This is a genomic window from Variovorax palleresanus (genome assembly GCF_051144945.1).
Classification (GTDB): domain Bacteria; phylum Pseudomonadota; class Gammaproteobacteria; order Burkholderiales; family Burkholderiaceae_C; genus Variovorax; species Variovorax paradoxus_S.
The window spans coordinates 2,594,970-2,613,072 of sequence record NZ_JBJNVP010000002.1 but is presented as its reverse complement, the minus strand read 5'-3'; the positions used below and the strand labels follow the sequence as shown (position 1 = coordinate 2,613,072).

Sequence of the window (18,103 nt, the reverse complement as noted above, 5' to 3'; positions counted from 1 at the left end):
AGATTTCTCGCATGAAGCTGTATTACTCGCCCGGTGCCTGCTCGCTCTCGCCCCACATCGCGCTGCACGAGGCAGGCATTGCCTTCGAGCCCGTGATGGCCAGCACCAAGAGCCACAAGCTGCAGGACGGCACCGACTACTACGGCATCAACCCGCTCGGGTACGTGCCGATGCTCGAGCTCGACGACGGCACCCGCCTGCGTGAAGGCCCGGCCATCGTGCAGTACATCGCCGATCTCGCACCCACCAAGAACCTGGCCCCGGCCGCAGGCACCTTGCAGCGCTATCGCCTGCAGGAGTGGCTGACCTTCATCGGCACCGAGATGCACAAGGGCTACAGCCCGCTGTTCAACCCCGCCATGCCCGACGAAGCCAAGACCATCTTCAAGGACAAGCTCAAGTCGCGCTACCAATGGCTCGACGGCCAGCTGGCCGAGAAGCAGTACCTGATGGGCGAGCACTTCAGCGTGGCCGATGGCTACCTGTTTACCGTGACCAACTGGGCCAAGCCCACCGGCGTCGACATTTCGGACTTCCCCCATCTCCAGGCCTGGCATGCGCGCGTTGCAGCCCGCCCTGCGGTTCAGGACGCAATGAAGGCCGAAGGCCTGCTGAAGTAAGAAGAAGCGCGCACAAGCTCGCAGCAGCTGCGAGGCGGCCTGGCCCATCATGGGGAAAACCCGGGCCCCTTTCAGCCACAAGCCGCATGCCGCGGCTTTTTTTTCGGGTCACGCTACGGGTCGAACTTCAGACCCTGGAAAGCGAAGGACCCGCCGATGGCCGAAGCCCCTGCCCTCCAAGAACTGCGCGAGGAGATGCGCGGGCCCGCGATGTGGCTCACCATCGACCGCCAGGAACGCCGCAACGCCATCAGCGCCGGCGTGCTTGCGGCACTGTCCGAGGCGCTGGCCCGTGCCGACACCGATCGCGCCGTGCGCGCCGTGGTCATCACCGGCGCGGGCACGCGCGCCTTCTGCGCGGGCGCCGACCTGCAAAGCGGCGCTTCCTTCAAGTTCGACTATGCCGAGCCCTACCAGGGCTTTGCCAACCTGTTCCGCCAGGCCCGGCAATCGACCGTTCCGCTGATCGCGCGCGTCAACGGCGCCTGCATGGCAGGCGGCATGGGGATCATGGGCATGTGCGACATGGCCGTGGCCGGCAGCCACGCGGTATTCGGCCTGCCCGAGGTCAAGGTCGGCCTCTTCCCCGCGCAGGTGCTCAGCGTGCTCGGCAACCTGCTGCCGCGCCGCGTGCTGGCCGAGATGTGCATCACCGGCGAATCCATCACCGCTGCAGAGGCGCTCGAACACGGCCTCGTGAATCGCGTGAGCGACGACGTCGACGAGAGCGTGGACTGGCTGCTCGGCCGCGTGCTCGACAAGTCGCCCGCCGCCATACGCCGCGGCCTGTACACCATGAAAAAAATCGAAGCCATGGCCTTCGAAGAATCGATGGCGTTCACCGAAAGCCAGATCGGGCTCTTCGCACTCACGGAAGACGCGGCCGAAGGCCAGCTCGCCTTCCGCGAAAAGCGCAAGCCACAGTGGAGCGGCCGATGAGCGCCGACCGCAGCGAACAGCCGGAACGCGTCGTGCGCATCGGCGGTGCCTCGGGCTTCTGGGGCGACAGCGGCGTGGGTGCGCCGCAGCTCGTGGCCAGCGGACAGATCGACTATCTCGTGTTCGACTACCTGGCCGAACTCACGATGTCGATCCTTGCGGGCGCACGGCTCAAGAAACCGGAGCTCGGCTACGCCACCGACTTCGTCTCGGTCGCGATGAAGGCCGTGCTGAATGACGTGGTGCGCCAAGGCATCCGCGTGGTGAGCAACGCGGGTGGCGTCAATCCCGAGGGCTGCGCCGATGCGCTCGCCGCGCTGGCAGCCGAGCAAGGCATTGCACTGAAGATCGCCGTGGTGAGCGGCGACGACGTATCGCCCTTGCTGCCGCAGCTCCGCCAGCAGCATCCCGCGGTGCGCGAGCTGCAAAGCGGCGCGCCATTGCCGGGGCGCGTGCTCACGGCCAACGCCTATCTCGGCGCAAGGCCGATCCAGGCCGCGCTCGACGCGGGCGCACAGGTGGTCATCACCGGCCGCTGCGTCGACTCGGCCGTGACGCTCGGCGTGCTGATGCACGCGTTCGGCTGGCAGCCTGGCGACCACGACCTGCTGGCGGCCGGGAGCCTCGCGGGCCACATCATCGAATGCGGCTGCCAGGCCACCGGCGGCCTGCACACCGACTGGGACACGGTGCCCGATTGGCCCAACATCGGCTACCCCATCGTCGAGTGCCATGCCGACGGCAGCTTCGTCGTCACCAAGCCGACGGGCACGGGCGGCAAGGTCACGCCGGCCGTGGTGGGCGAGCAGATGCTGTACGAGATCGGCGACCCCTCGGCCTACCTGCTGCCCGACGTGGTGGCCGACTTCACGCAGGTGCGCATCGAACAGGCCGGCGAACACCGCGTTCATGTGCGCGGCGCACGCGGCCGCGCGCCCACCGAAAGCTACAAGGTCTGCGCCACCTACGTGGAAGGCTTCAAGTGCGCGGCACAGCTCACCATCGTCGGCTTCGATGCCGTCGCAAAGGCACGCCGCACCGGCGAAGCCATCCTTGCACGCACCAGCGCGCTGTTCGCGCAGCACGGCTTCGGTCCCTACAGCGCCACGCAACTCGAGGTACTCGGCGCCGAGTCCTGCTACGGCCCGCATGCACAGGCCACGCAGACGCGCGAAGCCGTGCTCCGGCTCGCGGTGACGCATGCGCGCAAGGACGCGCTCGAACTCTTCGCGCGCGAGGTGGCGCCGGCCGGCACCTCGTGGGCACCCGGCACCACGGGCGCGGGTGGCGGGCGCTCATCCGTGTCGCCCTCGATCCGGCAATACGCGTTCCTGCTGGACAAGTCGAAGGTCGAAGCCCGCGTGACGATGGACGGGCAGCGCATCGAGCTGCACCCTGATGCCGAGTCTGCGGTGGCCGCCAGCGCCCCTTCTTCTTCACCGAAGAATGCAACGGGTGCGGTGGACGTTCCCGAATCCTTCGCTGCCGATCCCATCGAAGTGCCGCTCATCCGCCTCGCATGGGCCCGCAGCGGCGACAAGGGCGACACCTCGAACATCGGCGTCATCGCGCGCCATCCGGCATTGCTGCCGCTGCTGCGCGAACAGCTCACCGAAGCGCGAGTGGCCGAATGGCTGGCGCATCTCGTCAAGGGGCCGGTCACGCGCTACGAAGTGCCGGGCATCGGGGCCTTCAACTTCGTCTGCGAACAGGCGCTCGGCGGCGGCGGCATGGCGTCGCTGCGCAACGATCCGCTCGGCAAGGGCATGGGGCAGATCCTGCTCGCGATGCCGGTGCGCGCGAGTGCAGCCTTGCTGGACCTGGCGGCAACCGGCACGGGAAACGCCTAGCAGCAACCAGACAACCGTGCGACAGCAGGGTTGGCCGCGCAGGTTTAGCCTCGCGGCCTCTTCCCCTACTTTTCAATCCGCGCAATGTCCTCCCTCTTCGACCCCGTACAGGCCGGCGACTTGAAGCTCGCCAACCGCATCGTGATGGCGCCGCTCACGCGCAACCGCTCGCCCAACGCCATTCCGCAGGACATCGCAGCCACCTACTACGCACAGCGCGCCACGGCGGGCCTGCTCATCACCGAAGCCACCGCCATCAGCCACCAGGGACAGGGCTATGCCGACGTGCCCGGGCTCTACGGCACCGAACAGCTCGACGCCTGGAAGCGCGTGACGGACGCGGTGCATGCCAAGGGCGGCAAGATCGTGGTGCAGCTCTGGCACGTGGGCCGCGTGTCGCACACCGAACTGCAGCCCGAAGGCGGCAAGCCCGTCGCGCCCTCGGCCATCACCGCCAAGACCAAGACCGTGCTCATCAAGGACGGCGTGCCGACCTTCGTCGAGACCTCGGAGCCACGCGCGCTCGATGCCGAAGAGTTGCCCGGCATCGTTCACGCCTATGCGGCGGCCGCGCGCAACGCGGTGGAAACCGCCGGCTTCGACGGCGTGGAACTCCACGGCGCCAATGGCTACCTGCTCGACCAGTTCCTGAAGGACGGCAGCAACAAGCGCACCGACGACTACGGCGGCAGCATCGAGAACCGCGCCCGCCTGCTGCTGGAAGCCACGCGGGCAGTGGTCGATGCGGTCGGCGGCGGCAAGACCGGCATCCGCCTGTCGCCCGTCACGCCGGCCAACGACGTGCACGATTCCGATCCGCAGCCGCTCTTCACCTACGTGGTGAAGCAGCTCGCCCCGCTCGGCCTGGCCTACATCCACATCATCGAAGGCGCCACCGGCGGCCCGCGCGAGATCGAGGACCGTCCCTTCGACTACGAGGCCCTCAAGGCCGCCTACCGCCAGGCCGGCGGCAAGGGCGCATGGATGGTCAACAACGGGTACGACAAGCCGCTGGCGGACGAGGCGGTCAAGGAAGGCGACGACCTCGTGGCCTTCGGCAAGCCTTTCATCGCCAACCCCGACCTGGTGCGCCGCCTGCGCGAGAACGCACCGCTCAATGCCGTGGACAAGGCCACGATGTACGGCGGCGGCACCAAGGGCTACACGGACTATCCGGCACTGGGTTGAGCCCCGGGGCCATGGCAAGATGCGGCGGACGCTTTTGTGTCCGCCTTCAAGGAGAGAAATGCCATGACCCGCATCGAGGCCGAGGTGGAGTTCGACGCATGAGCCACGTCGCCCCGTGGGTGCTGAGGCGGGCCGAAGCGGACGATGCGGCGTCCGTTGCCGCCTGCGCCGTCGAGGCCTTCCGGCACTACATTCCGCGCCTCGGTCTCACGCCGATTCCGATGACCAAGGACTACGGCGAGGCCATCGCGAATGCGCAGGTCTGGGTCGCCACGCAGCAGGGCGAGACCATCGCCGCGCTGGTGCTCGACGTCACCGACGAAGGCTTCCTCATCGACGTGATCGCGGTGCAGCCGCGACATCAGGGCACCGGCGTGGGCCGCGCCCTGCTCCGGCTGGCCGAAGACGAGGCACTGCGGCAAGGCCACGATTCGATCTACCTCTTCACCAACGAGAAGATGACCGAAAACCGCGCGCTCTACGAACGCATCGGCTATGTCGAATACAAGCGCCTCGCGCTCGCGGAGCGCACCCGCGTCTTCCTGCGCAAGCCATTGAGATAGTCCCGTGCAACGCACGTTCCACCAAGGCACGCCGCTGCAGATGCCGACTCAGGCCACGTCGCCGAACACCACGCTCACCCGCAATCCCGAAGGTTCTGCCGCATCGAGCCGCAGCTCGGCGCCCAGCAGTTCCGCGTAGCGCGCCACGATCGACAGGCCCAGGCCCGAGCCCTGCCCGAGCTTCTGGCCCGCGGGGCCTTGCGCCCAGCGCTGCATCAGGTCGCGCTGCGCCTCCAGCGGAATGCCGGCGCCGTCGTCGATCACGCTCAAGGTCCGGCCCGCCAGTTCGACGGTGATGGTGCGCCCGCCGTAGCGCAGCGCGTTGTCGATCAGGTTGTCGAGAATTCCTTCGACGAGCGCTTCGTTCGCGAGCACCGTGGTGCGCTCGTCGAGGCCGCGCGCACCCAGGTCGACACCGCGCGAGTCGGCGCGTGCCAGGTGCCGCAGCACGGTCTCCTCGGCAAGAACGTCGAGCCGAACCGGTTCGCGCGCAAGGCCGGTGCGGGCCTCGTCAGCGAGCGCAAGCGCCAGCAGCTGGTCGATGAGGTGGCTCGCACGGGCCTGCCGTTCGGCCACGCGCACGAGCTGCTCGCGCCACACCCCGGAGTCGTGCTGCGCAAGCCCGTACTCGGCCAGCGCGCGAATGCCCGCCAGCGGCGTGCGCAGCTCGTGCGCCACGTTGCCCACGAACTCGCGCTGCGCGCGCACGCTGTGATTCAGCCGGTCGAACAGCGCGTTGACCGCATTGCCCAGACGCTGCACTTCACGCGACGTGCGGACCACCGCCACCGGCGAGAGGTCGTACACATCGCGCTGGTCCAGTGCCTCCTGCAGCTCGCCGAGCGGGCGCAGGTCGCTGCGAATGCCGTACCAGAGCCACACCGCGAGCAGCATCAGCAGCAGCACCTGCGGTGCGAGCGCAAAGCCGAGCAGCTGCCGCACCAGTGCCGTGCGGCTCAGCGTGGTCTGCGCAATCACGACCCGATAGGGCACCGGCAGGCCCGGCTCCACGATGGGCTGGAGCACCACCGCACGAAGGGCCTTGCCGTCGAAGGCCACGTCCGAGAAGCGGTAGCGCGCACCTTCCGGCGGCAGCAATGCGTTCAGGCCAGCCTGCCCCGAGATCAGCGTGCCGTCGAGCCGCTGCACCGCGAAGTAGACCTTGTCGACCTGGTCGAACAGCACCGTGGCCACCTCGCGCGGCGTGAGCAGCAGCTCGACCCCGCGTTCGCCGGCCTGCACGTTGGCCGCGAGCGCATAGGCGTCGTCGAGCATGCCGCGGTCGAAGGCCCGTTCGGAAAAATAATTGGCGATGACGAGGGCGATGACCGCGCCCAGCATCCACGTGAGCGCCAGCGGCACCAGCACGTTGCGCAGCACGCGCCGCGTGAGCGAAGGTGCTGCCTTCGGCGGCCGAAGCGCGGCCGGTGTCGTGCCGCTCACACTTCGGCTTCGAGCAGATAACCGATGCCGCGCAGCGTGCGGATGCTCGCGCCCGAACCGGCCAGCTTCTTGCGCAGCCGCGAGATGAAAGCCTCCAGCGCGTTGTCGCCCAGCGATTCGTCGAAGCTCGAGAGCTTGTCGGACAGCGCCCGCTTGCTGACCGTGCGGCCCGGGGGACTCATCAGCTCCCACAGCACCTCGAACTCGCGCGCCGGCAGGTCGAGCGGCCCGCTCGCGGTGGAAAAGCGGCGCGCCTTGCGGTCGAGCTTGAGCTGGCCGAGCAGCACGATGTCCTCGGTGCCCTTGGCGCGCCGCACCAGCGCACGCAGACGGGCCTCGACTTCGGCCAGGTCGAACGGTTTTCCCAGGTAGTCGTCGGCACCGGCATCGAGGCCGGCGATGCGTTCCTCGGTCCGGCCGCGCGCCGTCAGCACCAGCACCGGCGTGCGGTCGCCGCGCGCGCGCGCCTGCCGCAAGGCGGTGAGGCCGCTTGCCAGGCCGCTCGTCGGGCTTGCGGTGGCTGGCAGGTTCAGGTCGAGCAGCACGGCATCGAAGGGCTGCACGCGCCAGAGGTGGTCGGCGTCCTCGACATTGGCCGACACGTCGACCCGGTGGCCGGCATCCGCAAGGCTGCGCAGCATCACGTCGCGCAGCACGGCGTCGTCTTCGACAAGCAGGATTCGCATGGTGTTTGTGTGGTGGGTTTCAGTGCCTATTCTTGCGCGACGGAGGGTCAGCAGCCGGTCAGCACACCCGGACGATAAACACGCCATGAGCATACGACAGCAACCTGCGGCCAGGGCCCCTTTCCAGCCCCTTGCGACCCGATGAGCGCCCGCGATCCCGCCGACCTGCTGAGCGTGGTGCACCCCGCGGTGCGCCGCACGGCCGTCGTGCTGCTGCATGGTTTATGCAGCACACCTGACGAGCTCCTGACCGTGCAATCGGCCTTGCGCGGCAGCGGCTATCCGGTGCACCCGATGGCGATCGACGGCTACTCCTTCGATGCCGGCGCGCCGCTGCAGCACGCCCTGCCCTACGAGCGCTGGCTCGACGCCATCGAGGTGCGCGTCAAGGCACTGCGCGCGCAGCATGAGCGCGTGCTGCTGGTCGGCATTTCGGCCGGCTCGTCGCTCGCACTCGGCGCGGCCATCCGCTGCGGCAGCGATGTCGATGCGCTGGTGCTGATGTCGACCACGCTGCGCTTCGACGGCTGGGCCATTCCACGCACGCGCATGCTGCTGCCGCTCGCGTTCTACACGCCGCTCGGACGCTTCTGGCAGTACCGGGAATGCCCGCCCTACGGCGTGAAGAACGAACGCGTGCGCGCCTGGATCGAGCGCGAGCTGCGCCACCGCAAGGTGTCGCGCGCGGGCAGTTCGGTGCTCGGCGTCAGCCATCTGCGCGAGCATGACCGGCTGATCCGCCATGTGAAGCGCAACCTTGACCAGGTGCAGTGCGGCAGCGTGCTCGCGCTGCATGCCCGCGAGGACGAAGTGGCCAGCCTGGCCAACCTCGACATCCTCGCGCGCGGCCTTCGCTGCTGCCGCGAATTCCGCAGCAGGGTGCTCCACAACAGCTACCACATGATCTCGATCGACAACGACCGCCAGCAGGTGGCACGCGAGACGGTCGCTTTTGCCGACGCCCTGGCCCATGGCATCGGCGCGCGCGGCACCTCCGGCGTGTTGCCACTGCATCTCGTTCCCGCCTGAAAGAAAAACGCATGTCCTCCGCTTCCTTTTCTACGCCGGTCTTCAACAGCATCGCGGCCATCCTGGTGAACAACTTCGACGTTGCACCCGCTTCCATCGCGCCTCAGGTTGCGCTGTCCGAACTCGGGCTCGATTCGCTCGCACTGATGGAGTTCGTCTTCGCGGTGGAAGACGCGTTCCACCTCCGTCTGCCCGAGGACCGGCTCGACCCGCGCGAAGCCGGCATCACGCTCCAGCACTTGTGCGAGGCGATCGAAGCGCAGATCCGGTGCGACGTCGAGCCTGCGATGGCCGCGCCCGCGTGAGCAGCGGCGCCGCTCATTCAGCGCTCGCCGCCTCCGCCTTGCATGCGGCTTCCGCGCCGGTGCGGGTGACGGGCATCGGCTTCGTCACCCCGATCGGCCACACGGCCGAGTCCTTCGACGATGCGCTCTTCAACGGAAGGTCCGCGGTGCGCGCACAGACGCTCGGCATCGCGGGCCTCGATGCGATCGAGCTCGCCGTGGCGCCCTGTGATTTCGATTCGGCCGGCGTGCGCAGCAGCTCGCGGCTGCCGCTCGACCGGGGCACCGCCATGGCGCTGGCCGCCGCACGCGATGCCGCGGCGCAGGCCGGGCTTCACGCGGGCAGTGTCGATCCCGAGCGCCTGGGCATCTTCTGGGGCAGCGGCCTGGCCGGCGCGGGCGCCTTCGACGACACCACGCGTGCGCTCTACGGCGAGAAGCGCCGTATGCGGCCGACGACGGTGCTCACCGTCATGCCCAACGCCGCGGTGGCGGAGCTCGCATTGCAGTTTGGCGCCCAGGGCGCGGCCATTGCCTACGCGTGTGCCTGTGCCTCTTCGGCCGTCGCCATCGGCGAGGCCATGCGCGCCATTCGCGGCGGCTGGATCGACATGGCGGTCGTCGGCGGACACGAGGCCATGCTTACTCCCGGCGTGATGGCCAGCTGGCATGCGATGCGCGTGACGGCGCCTCCTCCGGCCAATACACCGGGCAACGCCTGCCGGCCTTTCTCGGCCGACCGAGCGGGCTTTGCGCTGGGCGAAGGCGCGGCTGCGCTGGTGCTCGAATCGGAAGCCCATGCACGCGCGCGCGGCGCGAGTGAAGCGATGCCGCTTTTTCTTGCAGGCTATGCCACCAACTGCGACGCCACGCACATCACCAACCCCGATCCCGCCGGCCAGGTCCGCGCCATGCGTGCCGCGCTGCGCGACGCCGGGCTCGAGGCCGGACAGATCGGCCACATCAACGCGCACGGCACCGCCACCACGGCGGGCGATGCGGCCGAGGCTGCATCGATTCGCGAGGTGTTCGGCAATGCCGTGCCCGTGAGCGCCACCAAGGCCATCCACGGCCATGTGCTCGGTGGCGGTGGCGCCATCGAACTGGTGGCGGCGCTGCGCACGCTCGCGCACGGCATGCTTCCGCCCACGGCCAACCTGCGGCTGCCCGATGCGGGCTTCGATCTCGACTTCGTGCGCGGCGAACCGCGCCAAGCCCGGAACCTGCGCTACGTGCTCTCCAATTCGTTCGCATTCGGCGGCACCAACGCCGTACTGATCGCGGGCCGCGCCACGAACCACTGAAGAAAGAAACGGCTGCAGTGCGGCAGCCGCGAGCGGCGGATCGGGACTGGCTATGCTGTCATCCATGCGCAGGCTTGCCACACCCCAAGACATCGAAGCGGTCTTTTCCATCTACATGCATGAGAAGGTCGTGCCCTTCCTGGGCTACGACCCGATGCCGCTCGATGAATTTCGGCCGATCTACAGGGAGCTGGTCGAGAGCCGCAGCTTCTTCATCTATGAAGCCGAGGGGCGCGTCGCGGGTTTCTATCGTGCGACGCGCTACCCCGGCCGCGTGAGCCACGTCGCCTGCTTCGGCACGCTCGCGGTCGATCCGTCGCTGCACGGCAAGGGCATCGCGCATGCGATGGTGAGCGATGGCATCGCCAGGCTCGTGGCCGAAGGCGTCAAGCGCATCGAGCTCTATGTGGAGAGCGACAACGCGCCGGGCTTGCGCTTCTATGAAAAGCTGGGCTTCGAACGCGAAGGCACCTTGCGCAAGTTCTACAAGCGCGCTGGCGAAGCCGACTACATCGACGATCACCTGCTGGCGCTGCTGATCGACTGAACTCGATGAGGCTCAGGGTTTCCAGCGCCGCAGCAGCAGCGCATTGGCCATCACGCTGACGCTCGACAACGCCATGGCCGCACCCGCCACCACGGGGCTCAGCAATCCGAAGGCCGCGAGCGGAATGCCGGCCACGTTGTAGGCAAAGGCCCAGAACAGGTTCTGCCGGATCTTGGCAACCGTGCGCGCCGAAAGCTCGAAGGCCTCGGCCACCAGCGCCAGGTCGCCGCGCATCAGCGTGATGCCCGCGGCTTCCATGGCCACGTCGGTGCCGCCGCCCGAAGGTGCCATGGCAATGCCCACGTCGGCCGCGGCCAGTGCCGGCGCGTCATTGGCGCCGTCGCCGACCATCGCCACCACGTGGCCGTCTTTCTTCAAGGCACTGACCTGCGCCGCCTTGTCGGCCGGCAGCACATCGGCGCGCACGTCTTCGGCAGCAATGCCGAGCCGTGCCGCCATGGCCTCTGCGGAGCGCCGGTTGTCGCCCGAGATCATCACCACGCGCAAGCCCCGCGCACGCAAGGTGCGAATGGCTTCTTCGGCCTCTGGCTTGGGCTTGTCGGCAAAGGCCAGCAACGCCTGTATCTCGGCAGCGTCTGCCGCATCGAAGCGCAGCAGCGCGGACACGGTGGCGCCCTGCGCATGCAGGCGCTCGACCTGCGCGGCATCGGGCACCACGCCCAGTTCAGTGCACCAGCGCAGGCTCGCGATGGCCCAGCGTTCGCCGTTCACCTCGCCGCGCACGCCGCGGCCCGGCATCGCCTGCATGGCACTCAACGTCTGCGCCTGCACGCCGCGCTGTGCGGCGGCCGCCATCACGGCACGGGCCAGCGGATGCTCGCTGCCGCCTTGCAGGCTGGCAGCCGTGGCAAGCAATCGGTCTTCGTCTTCGTTGGTTGCAAGAAGCACAAGAGGCACGAGCGCCGTGAGCACCGGCCGGCCCAGTGTCAACGTACCGGTCTTGTCGAAGGCCACGGTGTCGACGCGGTGCGCGACTTCCAGCGCACGTGCGTCCTTGATCAGGATGCCGCGGCGCGCCGCGACACCGGTGCCGGCCATCACCGCCACCGGCGTTGCAAGGCCCAGCGCACAGGGGCAGGCAATGACCAGCACGGCCACCGCATGGATCATGGCAACTTCGATACCGGCGCCCGCGAGCAGCCAGCCCGCCAGCGCGGCCAGCGCAATCACCAGCACCACCGGCACGAACACAGCTGCCACCTGGTCGACCAGCCGCTGGATCGGCGCCTTGGCCGCCTGCGCGTCCTCGACCAGGCGGATGATGCGCGCCAGCACGCTTTCGGCGCCAACCGCTTTCACCTCGACGACCATGCGGCCGTCGCCATTGACTGCGCCACCCGTCAGTGCATCGCCCGGTCTCTTGGGCACCGGCAGCGGCTCGCCGGTGAGCATCGATTCATCGACTTCGGACTCTCCCTCGACCACGCGCGCATCGGCCGGCACGCGTTCGCCGGGGCGAACCGCGAGCAGGTCGCCGACCATCACCTCGCCGATGGGCACATCGCTTTCGCTGCGCTTGCCCACCAGGTGCGCAATTTCAGGCCGCAACTGCTGCAGCGCGCGGATGGCCGAAGTGGCTTGCCGCTTGGCGCGCGCCTCCAGCCACTTTCCGAGCATCACCAGCGTGATGACCACGGCCGACGCTTCGAAGTAGAGGTGCGGCACCGCGCCGTGCCCCGCGTGCTCGCCGGTTGCCGCGCGCCACCAGAGCCAGAGCGACAACCCGAAGGCCGCGCTGGTGCCGAGCGCCACCAGCAGATCCATGTTGCCGGTGCGCGCCTTCGCGGCATGCCAGCCCGCGCGGTAGAAGCGCGCACCGAGCCAGAACTGCACCGGTGCCGCCAGCAGCAGCTGGACCCAGGGTGAAAGCATCCAGTCCTGCCCGAAGGGTTGTCCGAGCATCGGCGCCAGCAAGGGGATCGACAGCAAGAGGCCGATGCCGACCGGCCCGAATCCCTGCCACGGCGACAGTGCCGCGGCCTCGTCGGCCACATCGCTTGCAACGCGCGGCTCGTAGCCCGCGGCACGCACGGCGCGGCGCAGGCGTACGTCGATGTCTTCGCCGTCGGCCGCCACCACGCGCGCCGATTCGGTGGCAAGGTTCACGCTGACGTCCTGCACGCCCGGTACGCTCTTGAGCGCGCGTTCCACGCGTGCCACGCACGAGGCGCAGGTCATGCCGCCAACAGAAAGATCCAGGGTGCTCATTGGGTGGTGCGGAGAGTGCAGCAGATTTTCCATGCCGCGAGGCTAAAGCCTCACATCATGGCAAGGTCAAGCCTCGATGCCGAGTGCCCCTGCGCTGGACATTGACATCGTGAGAGGGTTCAAACTTGTGTCTCCCATCATTCATTCAACAGGAGCAACAACGATGAGCCAGAAATTCCAGGTCTCGGGGATGAGCTGCGGCCACTGCGTGAGCGCGGTTCAAAACGCGGTCCAGACGGTCGATCCGGAAGCGCAGGTGACGGTGGATCTCGAAACAGGGCATGTCGACGTATTGAGCGCGCAACCTCGGCAAGACATCGTCGCCGCTATCGAGAACGCCGGCTACAGGGTCCAATGAGCAGCTTCGGCACCGTGACCATCGGCGAAGCGGCGCGGCTTTCGGGCGTGTCGGCGCGCATGGTGCGGCACTACGAGGGACTCGGCCTGCTGCCCGCGGTGGCGCGCACCGAAAGCGGTTACCGCCAGTACGGCGATGCCGACATCCACACGCTGCGCTTCATCAAGCGCTCGCGCGATCTCGGTTTCTCGATGGAAGAAATTGCCGAGCTCGTGGGGCTGTGGCACAACCGCCGCCGTGCGAGCTCGAACGTGAAGCGCATCGCGCAGAAGCATCTCCATGAACTGGAACAGCGCATTGCAGACATGCAGTCGATGCGCAACACGCTGGCGCACCTGGTGCACTGCTGCCACGGGGATGCGCGCCCCGACTGCCCCATTCTCGACGACCTGGCCGCGGCCTGATCTGCCTCAGGCGCCCCTGACCAGCGACAGCACCTTGCCGGCATCGAGGGTGCGGGCCTTTTCCTGGATGGCCGGCAGGTACTGCGTCTGCAGGCTCTTTCCTTCCTGCACCACGTTCGAGAAGCTGTCCTTGAGCATCTGCGTCGAGAGCGTGCGGCCGCCCGCGTAGTAGCGCTTGGCCACGTGCCCCAGCGCATAGGTCGAGGCGAAGCTCATGCCCGAGCTCACGGCCTGGTTGCCAAGGCCGCGCAGCAAGCCGCCGCCCATCTTTCCGAGCAGGCCGCCGAGCAGCTTGCGCCCGGCCTGTTCCAGGTATTGCGAGGTCAGGCCCACACCGACCGTGGCCAGGAAATCTTTCACATGGCCGCTGTCGAGCTCGTAGCCATGGGCCTTGCCGATGCGATAGACCAGTTTCATCTGCAGCGGAATGATCGCCATGGTCGACAGCGTTTCGGGCAGCAGTTCGAGCGCGCCATTGAGGATGGCTGCGTTGAGGATCGACTTGTCGAGCTCCGCGCTGTCGGGGGATGGCACCGCGGCGGCCGTCGATGCCGCGGCTGCACCGGTGGCCGCCACGGGAACAGCCGCCGCAATGTCTTCCGCCTGGCGCGAAAACTGCGCCGCCGAGGCATCGAGCCCGAGCGACGTGCGCAGGTCCGTCAGGAACATGCGCTCCGCTTCCGACTGGGTGCCGTCGGCATCGCACACGCATACCGCCATTTCATAGGCCAGCTGCTTCGAATCGGTGCTTTGCAGTTCGCCCGCCACGGAAGCCATCGAGACGCGCTTCATCAGCACGTCCTGGTAGAGCGTGGGGAGGTTCACGCCGTCGGCTTGCGACAGGCCCTCGGCAATGCGCTTGATCTCGGCGCGTTCGCGCTCGTGTTTTTCACCGTCGACGAAGGCGGCCAGCAAGCTCAGCGTCACGATGGCCTTGGTTTCGGAAGGGGTCACGTTCGAATTTCCTAAGGTTGAAGGACAAAGTTCGTTCGACATCGCGCGCGAAGGTTCCGCCGCGGGTTCTCCCCACAAAGCTTGGGCAACTCTGTGGATAACACTCGCACTTCCTTGTAAGGGTGCGCCAAGTCGTTGATTTGAAATGGAAATCTACAGTCTGCCCAAATATCAGGCAATGAATTTCTCGCGCTGAAAACCGCCTTTCGCAGATTTAGAGGACGGTGTCAAAGGACAACTCTGGGGAGAGTTCCGGCACAAGCAGGGTGTTATCCACAGGGCAGAGCGGCCGGCCAATGTTGTCCCTTTTGGCGCGACAGCTCGGAAGCACAGCTGCGCACAGTGACAGAGGTATGACAAGTGACTGTCACGCAAGGGAAAAATTGCCATGTCCACAGACCGGGGCAACCCTTATCTACTACTACTAATTTGAATAAGAAGAATAAGAAGAAGATAGGAATCCAGCGCCGCGCCCGAAAAAAAGGCCGCGAACGGCCGCGCCGTGTTCGCGGCGCCACGCACGAAAACCAGCCTCGCCGAACAGCGCCCTCTCGCTAACATCCGGGGATGAGTTTCAAACCCCGGATCCTGATCGCCGAAGACGAATCGGGCATTGCCGACACCCTCCAATACGTCCTGAAGAGCGACGGCTTCACGCCGGTGTGGTGCGCCACCGCCGAGGAAGCCATCGCGGAGTTCGCGCAGGAGCCGCCGGCGCTGGCCATCCTGGACGTGGGCCTGCCGGACCTGAACGGTTTCGAGCTCTTCAAGCGCCTGCGCGCGCTGAACCAGTCGCAGGGCGGCGCCGAGGTGCCGATGCTGTTTCTCACCGCGAGAAGCGACGAGATCGACCGCGTGGTGGGGCTGGAACTCGGTGCCGACGACTACATCGCCAAGCCCTTTTCGCCGCGCGAACTGGTGGCGCGGGTGCGCACCATCCTCCGGCGCAGCGCGCGAGCGGCCCCTGGAGGGCCCGTGGGCACGAACAACGGGGTACCCCCTCAAATTCCGGGTGCGACGGCTCCAGCGAGCTCTCAGCCCCCCGCAATGCCGTTTGCGCTGGACAACGAGCGCATGCAGATCCGCTACTACGGTCGCCTGCTCGAACTCTCGCGCTACGAATACGGCCTGCTCCGGCTCCTGGTGCAGCGACCCGGACGCGTCTTCACGCGCGACGAACTGCTGCAACTGGTCTGGGACGATGCGAGCGACAGCTTCGACCGCACGGTCGATGCGCACGTGAAAACCCTGCGCGCCAAGCTCAAGGCCGTGGCGCCCGACGTGGAGCCGATCCGCACGCTGCGTGGCACCGGCTACGCATTGAACGAAGAACTGCCCCACAGCGTGCCGTGAGCCGGCGCACGCGGATATTCATCGGCATCTTGCTGATCTACACGGCGGGCATCGCGTTCCTGCTGTACCGCGTGGTGTCGGACATCGATCCACGCTACCGCGAATCGGCCGAAGAATCGCTGGTCGAGACCTCGCAGCTCATCGCGAGCCTGGTCGAGCAGGACGTGATCGCAGGCGCCATCACCACCGCGCGGCTCGAGCCGCTGTTCCGCACGGTCTATGCGCGCGAGTTCTCGGCCCAGATCTACAACCTGCACAAGAACCGCGTCGAGCTGCGCGTGTACGTGACCGACCGCAGCGGCCGCGTGGTGTTCGATTCGCTCGGCAGGCACCTGGGCGCCGACTACTCGCAGTGGAGCGACGTGAACCGCACGCTTGCAGGCATCTACGGCGCGCGCACTTCGCGCGACGTGGACGGCGACCCGCGCACCTCGGTGATGTACGTGGGTGCGCCGATTCGCTGGAACAACGAGATCGTCGGCATGGTCAGCGTCGGCAAGCCGGTGCAGAGCTTCGGGCAGTTCGTGGAAGACGCGCGCGCCCGCACGCTCTGGGTGGGCGTGGGTTCGGGCCTCGCACTGCTGCTGCTGGCGTTGATCGTCTCGGTCTGGCTGGTGCGACCCTTCGGGTTGATTTCGGACTACTGGACCTGGGTGCGCGCGCAGCGCACCCTGAGCCTTTCACGCATGGCGCGGCGCGCAGTCGATGCGGTGCGCACCGGCTTCAGCGAGATGCGAGATGCGCTCACCGGCCGCAACTACGTGGCCGACTACGTGCAGACTTTCACGCACGAAGTGAAGAGCCCGCTGTCGGCGATTCGTGGCGCAGCCGAGCTGCTGCAGGAACCGTCGATGCCTCACGCGGAGCGCGAGCGCTTCCTGAAGAACATCGAACGCGAGACGCAGCGCATCCAGGAAATCGTCGACCGCATGATGGAACTCACCGCGCTGGAAACCCGCCGCGGCCTCGACCGCACGGAACCGGTGGCGCTGGCTTCGCTGATCGAGGACATTGCCATCAGCGCGCAGCCCGCCGCGGCCAAACGCAACATCGGCGTGAAAGTGAACATCCGCACCGAGGCCAGCACGGAGGGCGACCCATTCCTGCTGCGCCGAGCCATCAGCAACCTGCTGGACAACGCCATCGATTTTTCACCGCGGGACAGCGAGGTGCTGCTGACGCTGGAGACCACCTCGAAGCTTGCGCGCGTGAGCGTGCGCGACCGCGGCCCGGGCATTCCGGACTACGCACAGGAAAAAGTCTTCCAGAAGTTCTATTCGCTGGCGCGGCCGCACAGCCAGAAGAAGAGCACCGGGCTCGGGCTGGCCTTCGTGAAAGAGATTGCCGCGCTGCACCGCGGCCGCATCGAGCTCGGCAATGCGGCGCGCGGCGGCGCGGTGGCCACGCTCACGCTGCCGCTGCTGCCGCCGTCGCATCACTGAACGGCCTTGAGCACTGCGAGTTCGGGGCGCGGCGGGAGCGAATCTGGCAAGCGCAGTTCCCACACCAGGCCGCAGCGCTCGAGCAATCTAAGCATCCACCACCCGGGGTCCCATTCACCAGGCGCCAGGCCCAGCCGGGCAGATCCTGGAAAGGCATGGTGGTTGTTGTGCCAGCTCTCGCCCATCGTCAGCAGCGAGGTCCAGGGGATGTTCCGACCTTGCACGGCGGCCCCGCGCACTTCGTAGTTCATCGCGCCGCGGTTGTGCGCGAACCAGCCAATCAACCAATGCCCGAGCACACCGGCGAAGACACGTGCGCAGACGCCCCAGAATACAAACGACCAGCCGCCCCACAGGTAGAAAAGAAGTGCGGGCGGCAGTTGCTGCAGCATCCAGGTTTTTTCCAGCCACCTCAGGAAGCGGTCGTTCGCAATGAGCGCCTCGATCTCGATGAGCGGAGGCCGGTGCAAATGCAACTCGCAATGCAGCTGCCACCACGCGTCGGTCCAGAAACCACGGCCGTGGCGCAGGTAGTCATGGCATGAGGTAAGGCGCTGCGCATAGTCGCGCAGTTCGTGCTGGCGAAGGATGCCAAGCGGCCCCGCAAGGCCGACCAGAACCCCGCAGTAAACCAGCGTGCAGCGCAACCATCGGTGGCACTTGAAGCTGTGGTGAATCAGTTGCCGATGACTGCCCAGGGAATGGCCAAAGAGCAGCACGAAACCGGTGCTGAAGACGAAAAGCGCCAGTGCATCCCAGCGGAAGAACAGCCCACCGCCGAGCAGCGCCGCACCGCCCATGCCCGAAAACCAGAGCGACTTTCCGGGGGCGAAAAGAACGTCGCCTTCGAGGACGAAGTCTGCTTGCTCGGCATGGACACGATGGTGATCGAGACCTGCGGGCATGCGAC

18 protein-coding genes are annotated in these 18,103 nt (G+C 67.2%); 13 read left to right on the top strand and 5 right to left on the bottom strand.

Features of this window, described 5'->3' with window-relative positions:
• Nucleotides 1-11 precede the first annotated feature (11 nt).
• From gstA to ACJ7Z0_RS16215, 5 genes are all read left to right on the top strand, one after another.
• Entirely contained in the window at nt 12-620 is a 609-nt protein-coding gene (gstA, locus tag ACJ7Z0_RS16235) for a glutathione transferase GstA (protein ID WP_434790635.1), read from the top strand.
• A 156-nt stretch (nt 621-776) separates the two neighbouring features.
• Nucleotides 777-1,559, top strand: a complete 783-nt coding sequence (locus tag ACJ7Z0_RS16230; RefSeq protein ID WP_434790634.1) for an enoyl-CoA hydratase-related protein — start codon at nt 777-779, stop codon at nt 1,557-1,559.
• Nucleotides 1,556-3,409 carry an acyclic terpene utilization AtuA family protein gene (locus ACJ7Z0_RS16225; RefSeq protein WP_434790633.1) on the top strand — a complete coding sequence of 618 codons (1,854 nt, stop codon included), beginning with the start codon at nt 1,556-1,558 and terminating at the stop codon, nt 3,407-3,409. Before ACJ7Z0_RS16230 ends, ACJ7Z0_RS16225 begins: the two co-directional genes overlap by 4 nt.
• An 84-nt stretch (nt 3,410-3,493) precedes the next feature.
• Nucleotides 3,494-4,597: an alkene reductase gene (locus ACJ7Z0_RS16220; RefSeq protein ID WP_434790632.1), complete on the top strand. Its 1,104-nt coding sequence runs from the start codon at nt 3,494-3,496 to the stop codon at nt 4,595-4,597.
• Between the two features lie 98 nt (nt 4,598-4,695).
• Nucleotides 4,696-5,160: a GNAT family N-acetyltransferase gene (locus ACJ7Z0_RS16215; protein WP_434790631.1), complete on the top strand. Its 465-nt coding sequence runs from the start codon at nt 4,696-4,698 to the stop codon at nt 5,158-5,160.
• Between the two features lie 48 nt (nt 5,161-5,208).
• Here the strand turns inward: ACJ7Z0_RS16215 and ACJ7Z0_RS16210 are convergent, their stop codons facing one another.
• Together ACJ7Z0_RS16210 and ACJ7Z0_RS16205 are read right to left on the bottom strand one after the other, a co-directional pair.
• Nucleotides 5,209-6,603: a sensor histidine kinase gene (locus tag ACJ7Z0_RS16210; RefSeq protein ID WP_434790630.1), complete on the bottom strand. Its 1,395-nt coding sequence runs from the start codon at nt 6,601-6,603 to the stop codon at nt 5,209-5,211.
• Complete coding sequence (locus tag ACJ7Z0_RS16205) at nt 6,600-7,289, bottom strand: response regulator transcription factor (protein ID WP_307578115.1); 690 nt, start codon at nt 7,287-7,289, stop codon at nt 6,600-6,602. Before ACJ7Z0_RS16205 ends, ACJ7Z0_RS16210 begins: the two co-directional genes overlap by 4 nt.
• A 141-nt stretch (nt 7,290-7,430) precedes the next feature.
• Between ACJ7Z0_RS16205 and ACJ7Z0_RS16200 the strand changes: the two genes are divergently transcribed.
• The 4 genes from ACJ7Z0_RS16200 to ACJ7Z0_RS16185 all read left to right on the top strand — a co-directional run bounded on the left by ACJ7Z0_RS16200 (nt 7,431) and on the right by ACJ7Z0_RS16185 (nt 10,453).
• Nucleotides 7,431-8,318, top strand: a complete 888-nt coding sequence (locus tag ACJ7Z0_RS16200) for an alpha/beta hydrolase (protein ID WP_434790629.1) — start codon at nt 7,431-7,433, stop codon at nt 8,316-8,318.
• Nucleotides 8,319-8,329: 11 nt separating this feature from the next.
• On the top strand, nt 8,330-8,623 hold the full coding sequence (locus ACJ7Z0_RS16195) for an acyl carrier protein (RefSeq protein ID WP_431126153.1): 294 nt from the start codon (nt 8,330-8,332) through the stop codon (nt 8,621-8,623).
• Nucleotides 8,620-9,906 carry a beta-ketoacyl-[acyl-carrier-protein] synthase family protein gene (locus ACJ7Z0_RS16190; RefSeq protein ID WP_434792677.1) on the top strand — a complete coding sequence of 429 codons (1,287 nt, stop codon included), beginning with the start codon at nt 8,620-8,622 and terminating at the stop codon, nt 9,904-9,906. The genes ACJ7Z0_RS16195 and ACJ7Z0_RS16190 overlap by 4 nt, the downstream gene beginning before the upstream one ends.
• A gap of 64 nt (nt 9,907-9,970) precedes the next feature.
• Nucleotides 9,971-10,453, top strand: coding sequence for a GNAT family N-acetyltransferase (locus ACJ7Z0_RS16185; RefSeq protein ID WP_434790628.1), 483 nt, complete (start codon nt 9,971-9,973; stop codon nt 10,451-10,453).
• A 12-nt stretch (nt 10,454-10,465) separates the two neighbouring features.
• Here the strand turns inward: ACJ7Z0_RS16185 and ACJ7Z0_RS16180 are convergent, their stop codons facing one another.
• Entirely contained in the window at nt 10,466-12,715 is a 2,250-nt protein-coding gene (locus tag ACJ7Z0_RS16180; protein WP_434790627.1) for a heavy metal translocating P-type ATPase, read from the bottom strand.
• Nucleotides 12,716-12,845: 130 nt separating this feature from the next.
• Between ACJ7Z0_RS16180 and ACJ7Z0_RS16175 the strand changes: the two genes are divergently transcribed.
• Nucleotides 12,846-13,040: a heavy-metal-associated domain-containing protein gene (locus ACJ7Z0_RS16175; protein ID WP_124960334.1), complete on the top strand. Its 195-nt coding sequence runs from the start codon at nt 12,846-12,848 to the stop codon at nt 13,038-13,040.
• A complete protein-coding gene (cueR, locus tag ACJ7Z0_RS16170; protein WP_431126159.1) occupies nt 13,037-13,444 on the top strand; it encodes a Cu(I)-responsive transcriptional regulator in 408 nt (135 codons plus the stop codon). Before ACJ7Z0_RS16175 ends, cueR begins: the two co-directional genes overlap by 4 nt.
• A gap of 6 nt (nt 13,445-13,450) precedes the next feature.
• Here the strand turns inward: cueR and ACJ7Z0_RS16165 are convergent, their stop codons facing one another.
• Nucleotides 13,451-14,398, bottom strand: a complete 948-nt coding sequence (locus ACJ7Z0_RS16165) for a YcjF family protein (RefSeq protein ID WP_434790626.1) — start codon at nt 14,396-14,398, stop codon at nt 13,451-13,453.
• Nucleotides 14,399-14,965: 567 nt separating this feature from the next.
• On the opposite strand from ACJ7Z0_RS16165, the gene creB reads away from it, so the two are divergent.
• Both creB and creC read left to right on the top strand, forming a co-directional pair.
• Nucleotides 14,966-15,751, top strand: coding sequence for a two-component system response regulator CreB (creB, locus tag ACJ7Z0_RS16160; protein ID WP_434790625.1), 786 nt, complete (start codon nt 14,966-14,968; stop codon nt 15,749-15,751).
• A complete protein-coding gene (gene creC / locus ACJ7Z0_RS16155; RefSeq protein WP_431126165.1) occupies nt 15,748-17,193 on the top strand; it encodes a two-component system sensor histidine kinase CreC in 1,446 nt (481 codons plus the stop codon). The genes creB and creC overlap by 4 nt, the downstream gene beginning before the upstream one ends.
• Here the strand turns inward: creC and ACJ7Z0_RS16150 are convergent.
• Complete coding sequence (locus tag ACJ7Z0_RS16150) at nt 17,187-18,098, bottom strand: acyl-CoA desaturase (protein WP_434790624.1); 912 nt, start codon at nt 18,096-18,098, stop codon at nt 17,187-17,189. The two genes, creC and ACJ7Z0_RS16150, sit on opposite strands and share 7 nt — an antisense overlap.
• Nucleotides 18,099-18,103: the final 5 nt, after the last annotated feature.

Excerpts from the sequence above, each read along its gene's own strand:
- gstA (WP_434790635.1), top strand. The coding sequence starts at position 12 with ATGAAGCTGTATTACTCGCCCGGTGCCTGCTCGCTCTCGCCCCACATC.
- ACJ7Z0_RS16230 (WP_434790634.1), top strand. The coding sequence starts at position 777 with ATGGCCGAAGCCCCTGCCCTCCAAGAACTGCGCGAGGAGATGCGCGGG.
- ACJ7Z0_RS16225 (WP_434790633.1), top strand. The coding sequence starts at position 1,556 with ATGAGCGCCGACCGCAGCGAACAGCCGGAACGCGTCGTGCGCATCGGC.
- ACJ7Z0_RS16220 (WP_434790632.1), top strand. The coding sequence starts at position 3,494 with ATGTCCTCCCTCTTCGACCCCGTACAGGCCGGCGACTTGAAGCTCGCC.
- ACJ7Z0_RS16215 (WP_434790631.1), top strand. The coding sequence starts at position 4,696 with ATGAGCCACGTCGCCCCGTGGGTGCTGAGGCGGGCCGAAGCGGACGAT.
- ACJ7Z0_RS16205 (WP_307578115.1), bottom strand. The coding sequence starts at position 7,289 with ATGCGAATCCTGCTTGTCGAAGACGACGCCGTGCTGCGCGACGTGATG.
- ACJ7Z0_RS16200 (WP_434790629.1), top strand. The coding sequence starts at position 7,431 with ATGAGCGCCCGCGATCCCGCCGACCTGCTGAGCGTGGTGCACCCCGCG.
- ACJ7Z0_RS16195 (WP_431126153.1), top strand. The coding sequence starts at position 8,330 with ATGTCCTCCGCTTCCTTTTCTACGCCGGTCTTCAACAGCATCGCGGCC.
- ACJ7Z0_RS16185 (WP_434790628.1), top strand. The coding sequence starts at position 9,971 with ATGCGCAGGCTTGCCACACCCCAAGACATCGAAGCGGTCTTTTCCATC.
- ACJ7Z0_RS16180 (WP_434790627.1), bottom strand. The coding sequence starts at position 12,715 with ATGGAAAATCTGCTGCACTCTCCGCACCACCCAATGAGCACCCTGGAT.
- ACJ7Z0_RS16175 (WP_124960334.1), top strand. The coding sequence starts at position 12,846 with ATGAGCCAGAAATTCCAGGTCTCGGGGATGAGCTGCGGCCACTGCGTG.
- cueR (WP_431126159.1), top strand. The coding sequence starts at position 13,037 with ATGAGCAGCTTCGGCACCGTGACCATCGGCGAAGCGGCGCGGCTTTCG.
- creB (WP_434790625.1), top strand. The coding sequence starts at position 14,966 with ATGAGTTTCAAACCCCGGATCCTGATCGCCGAAGACGAATCGGGCATT.
- ACJ7Z0_RS16150 (WP_434790624.1), bottom strand. The coding sequence starts at position 18,098 with ATGCCCGCAGGTCTCGATCACCATCGTGTCCATGCCGAGCAAGCAGAC.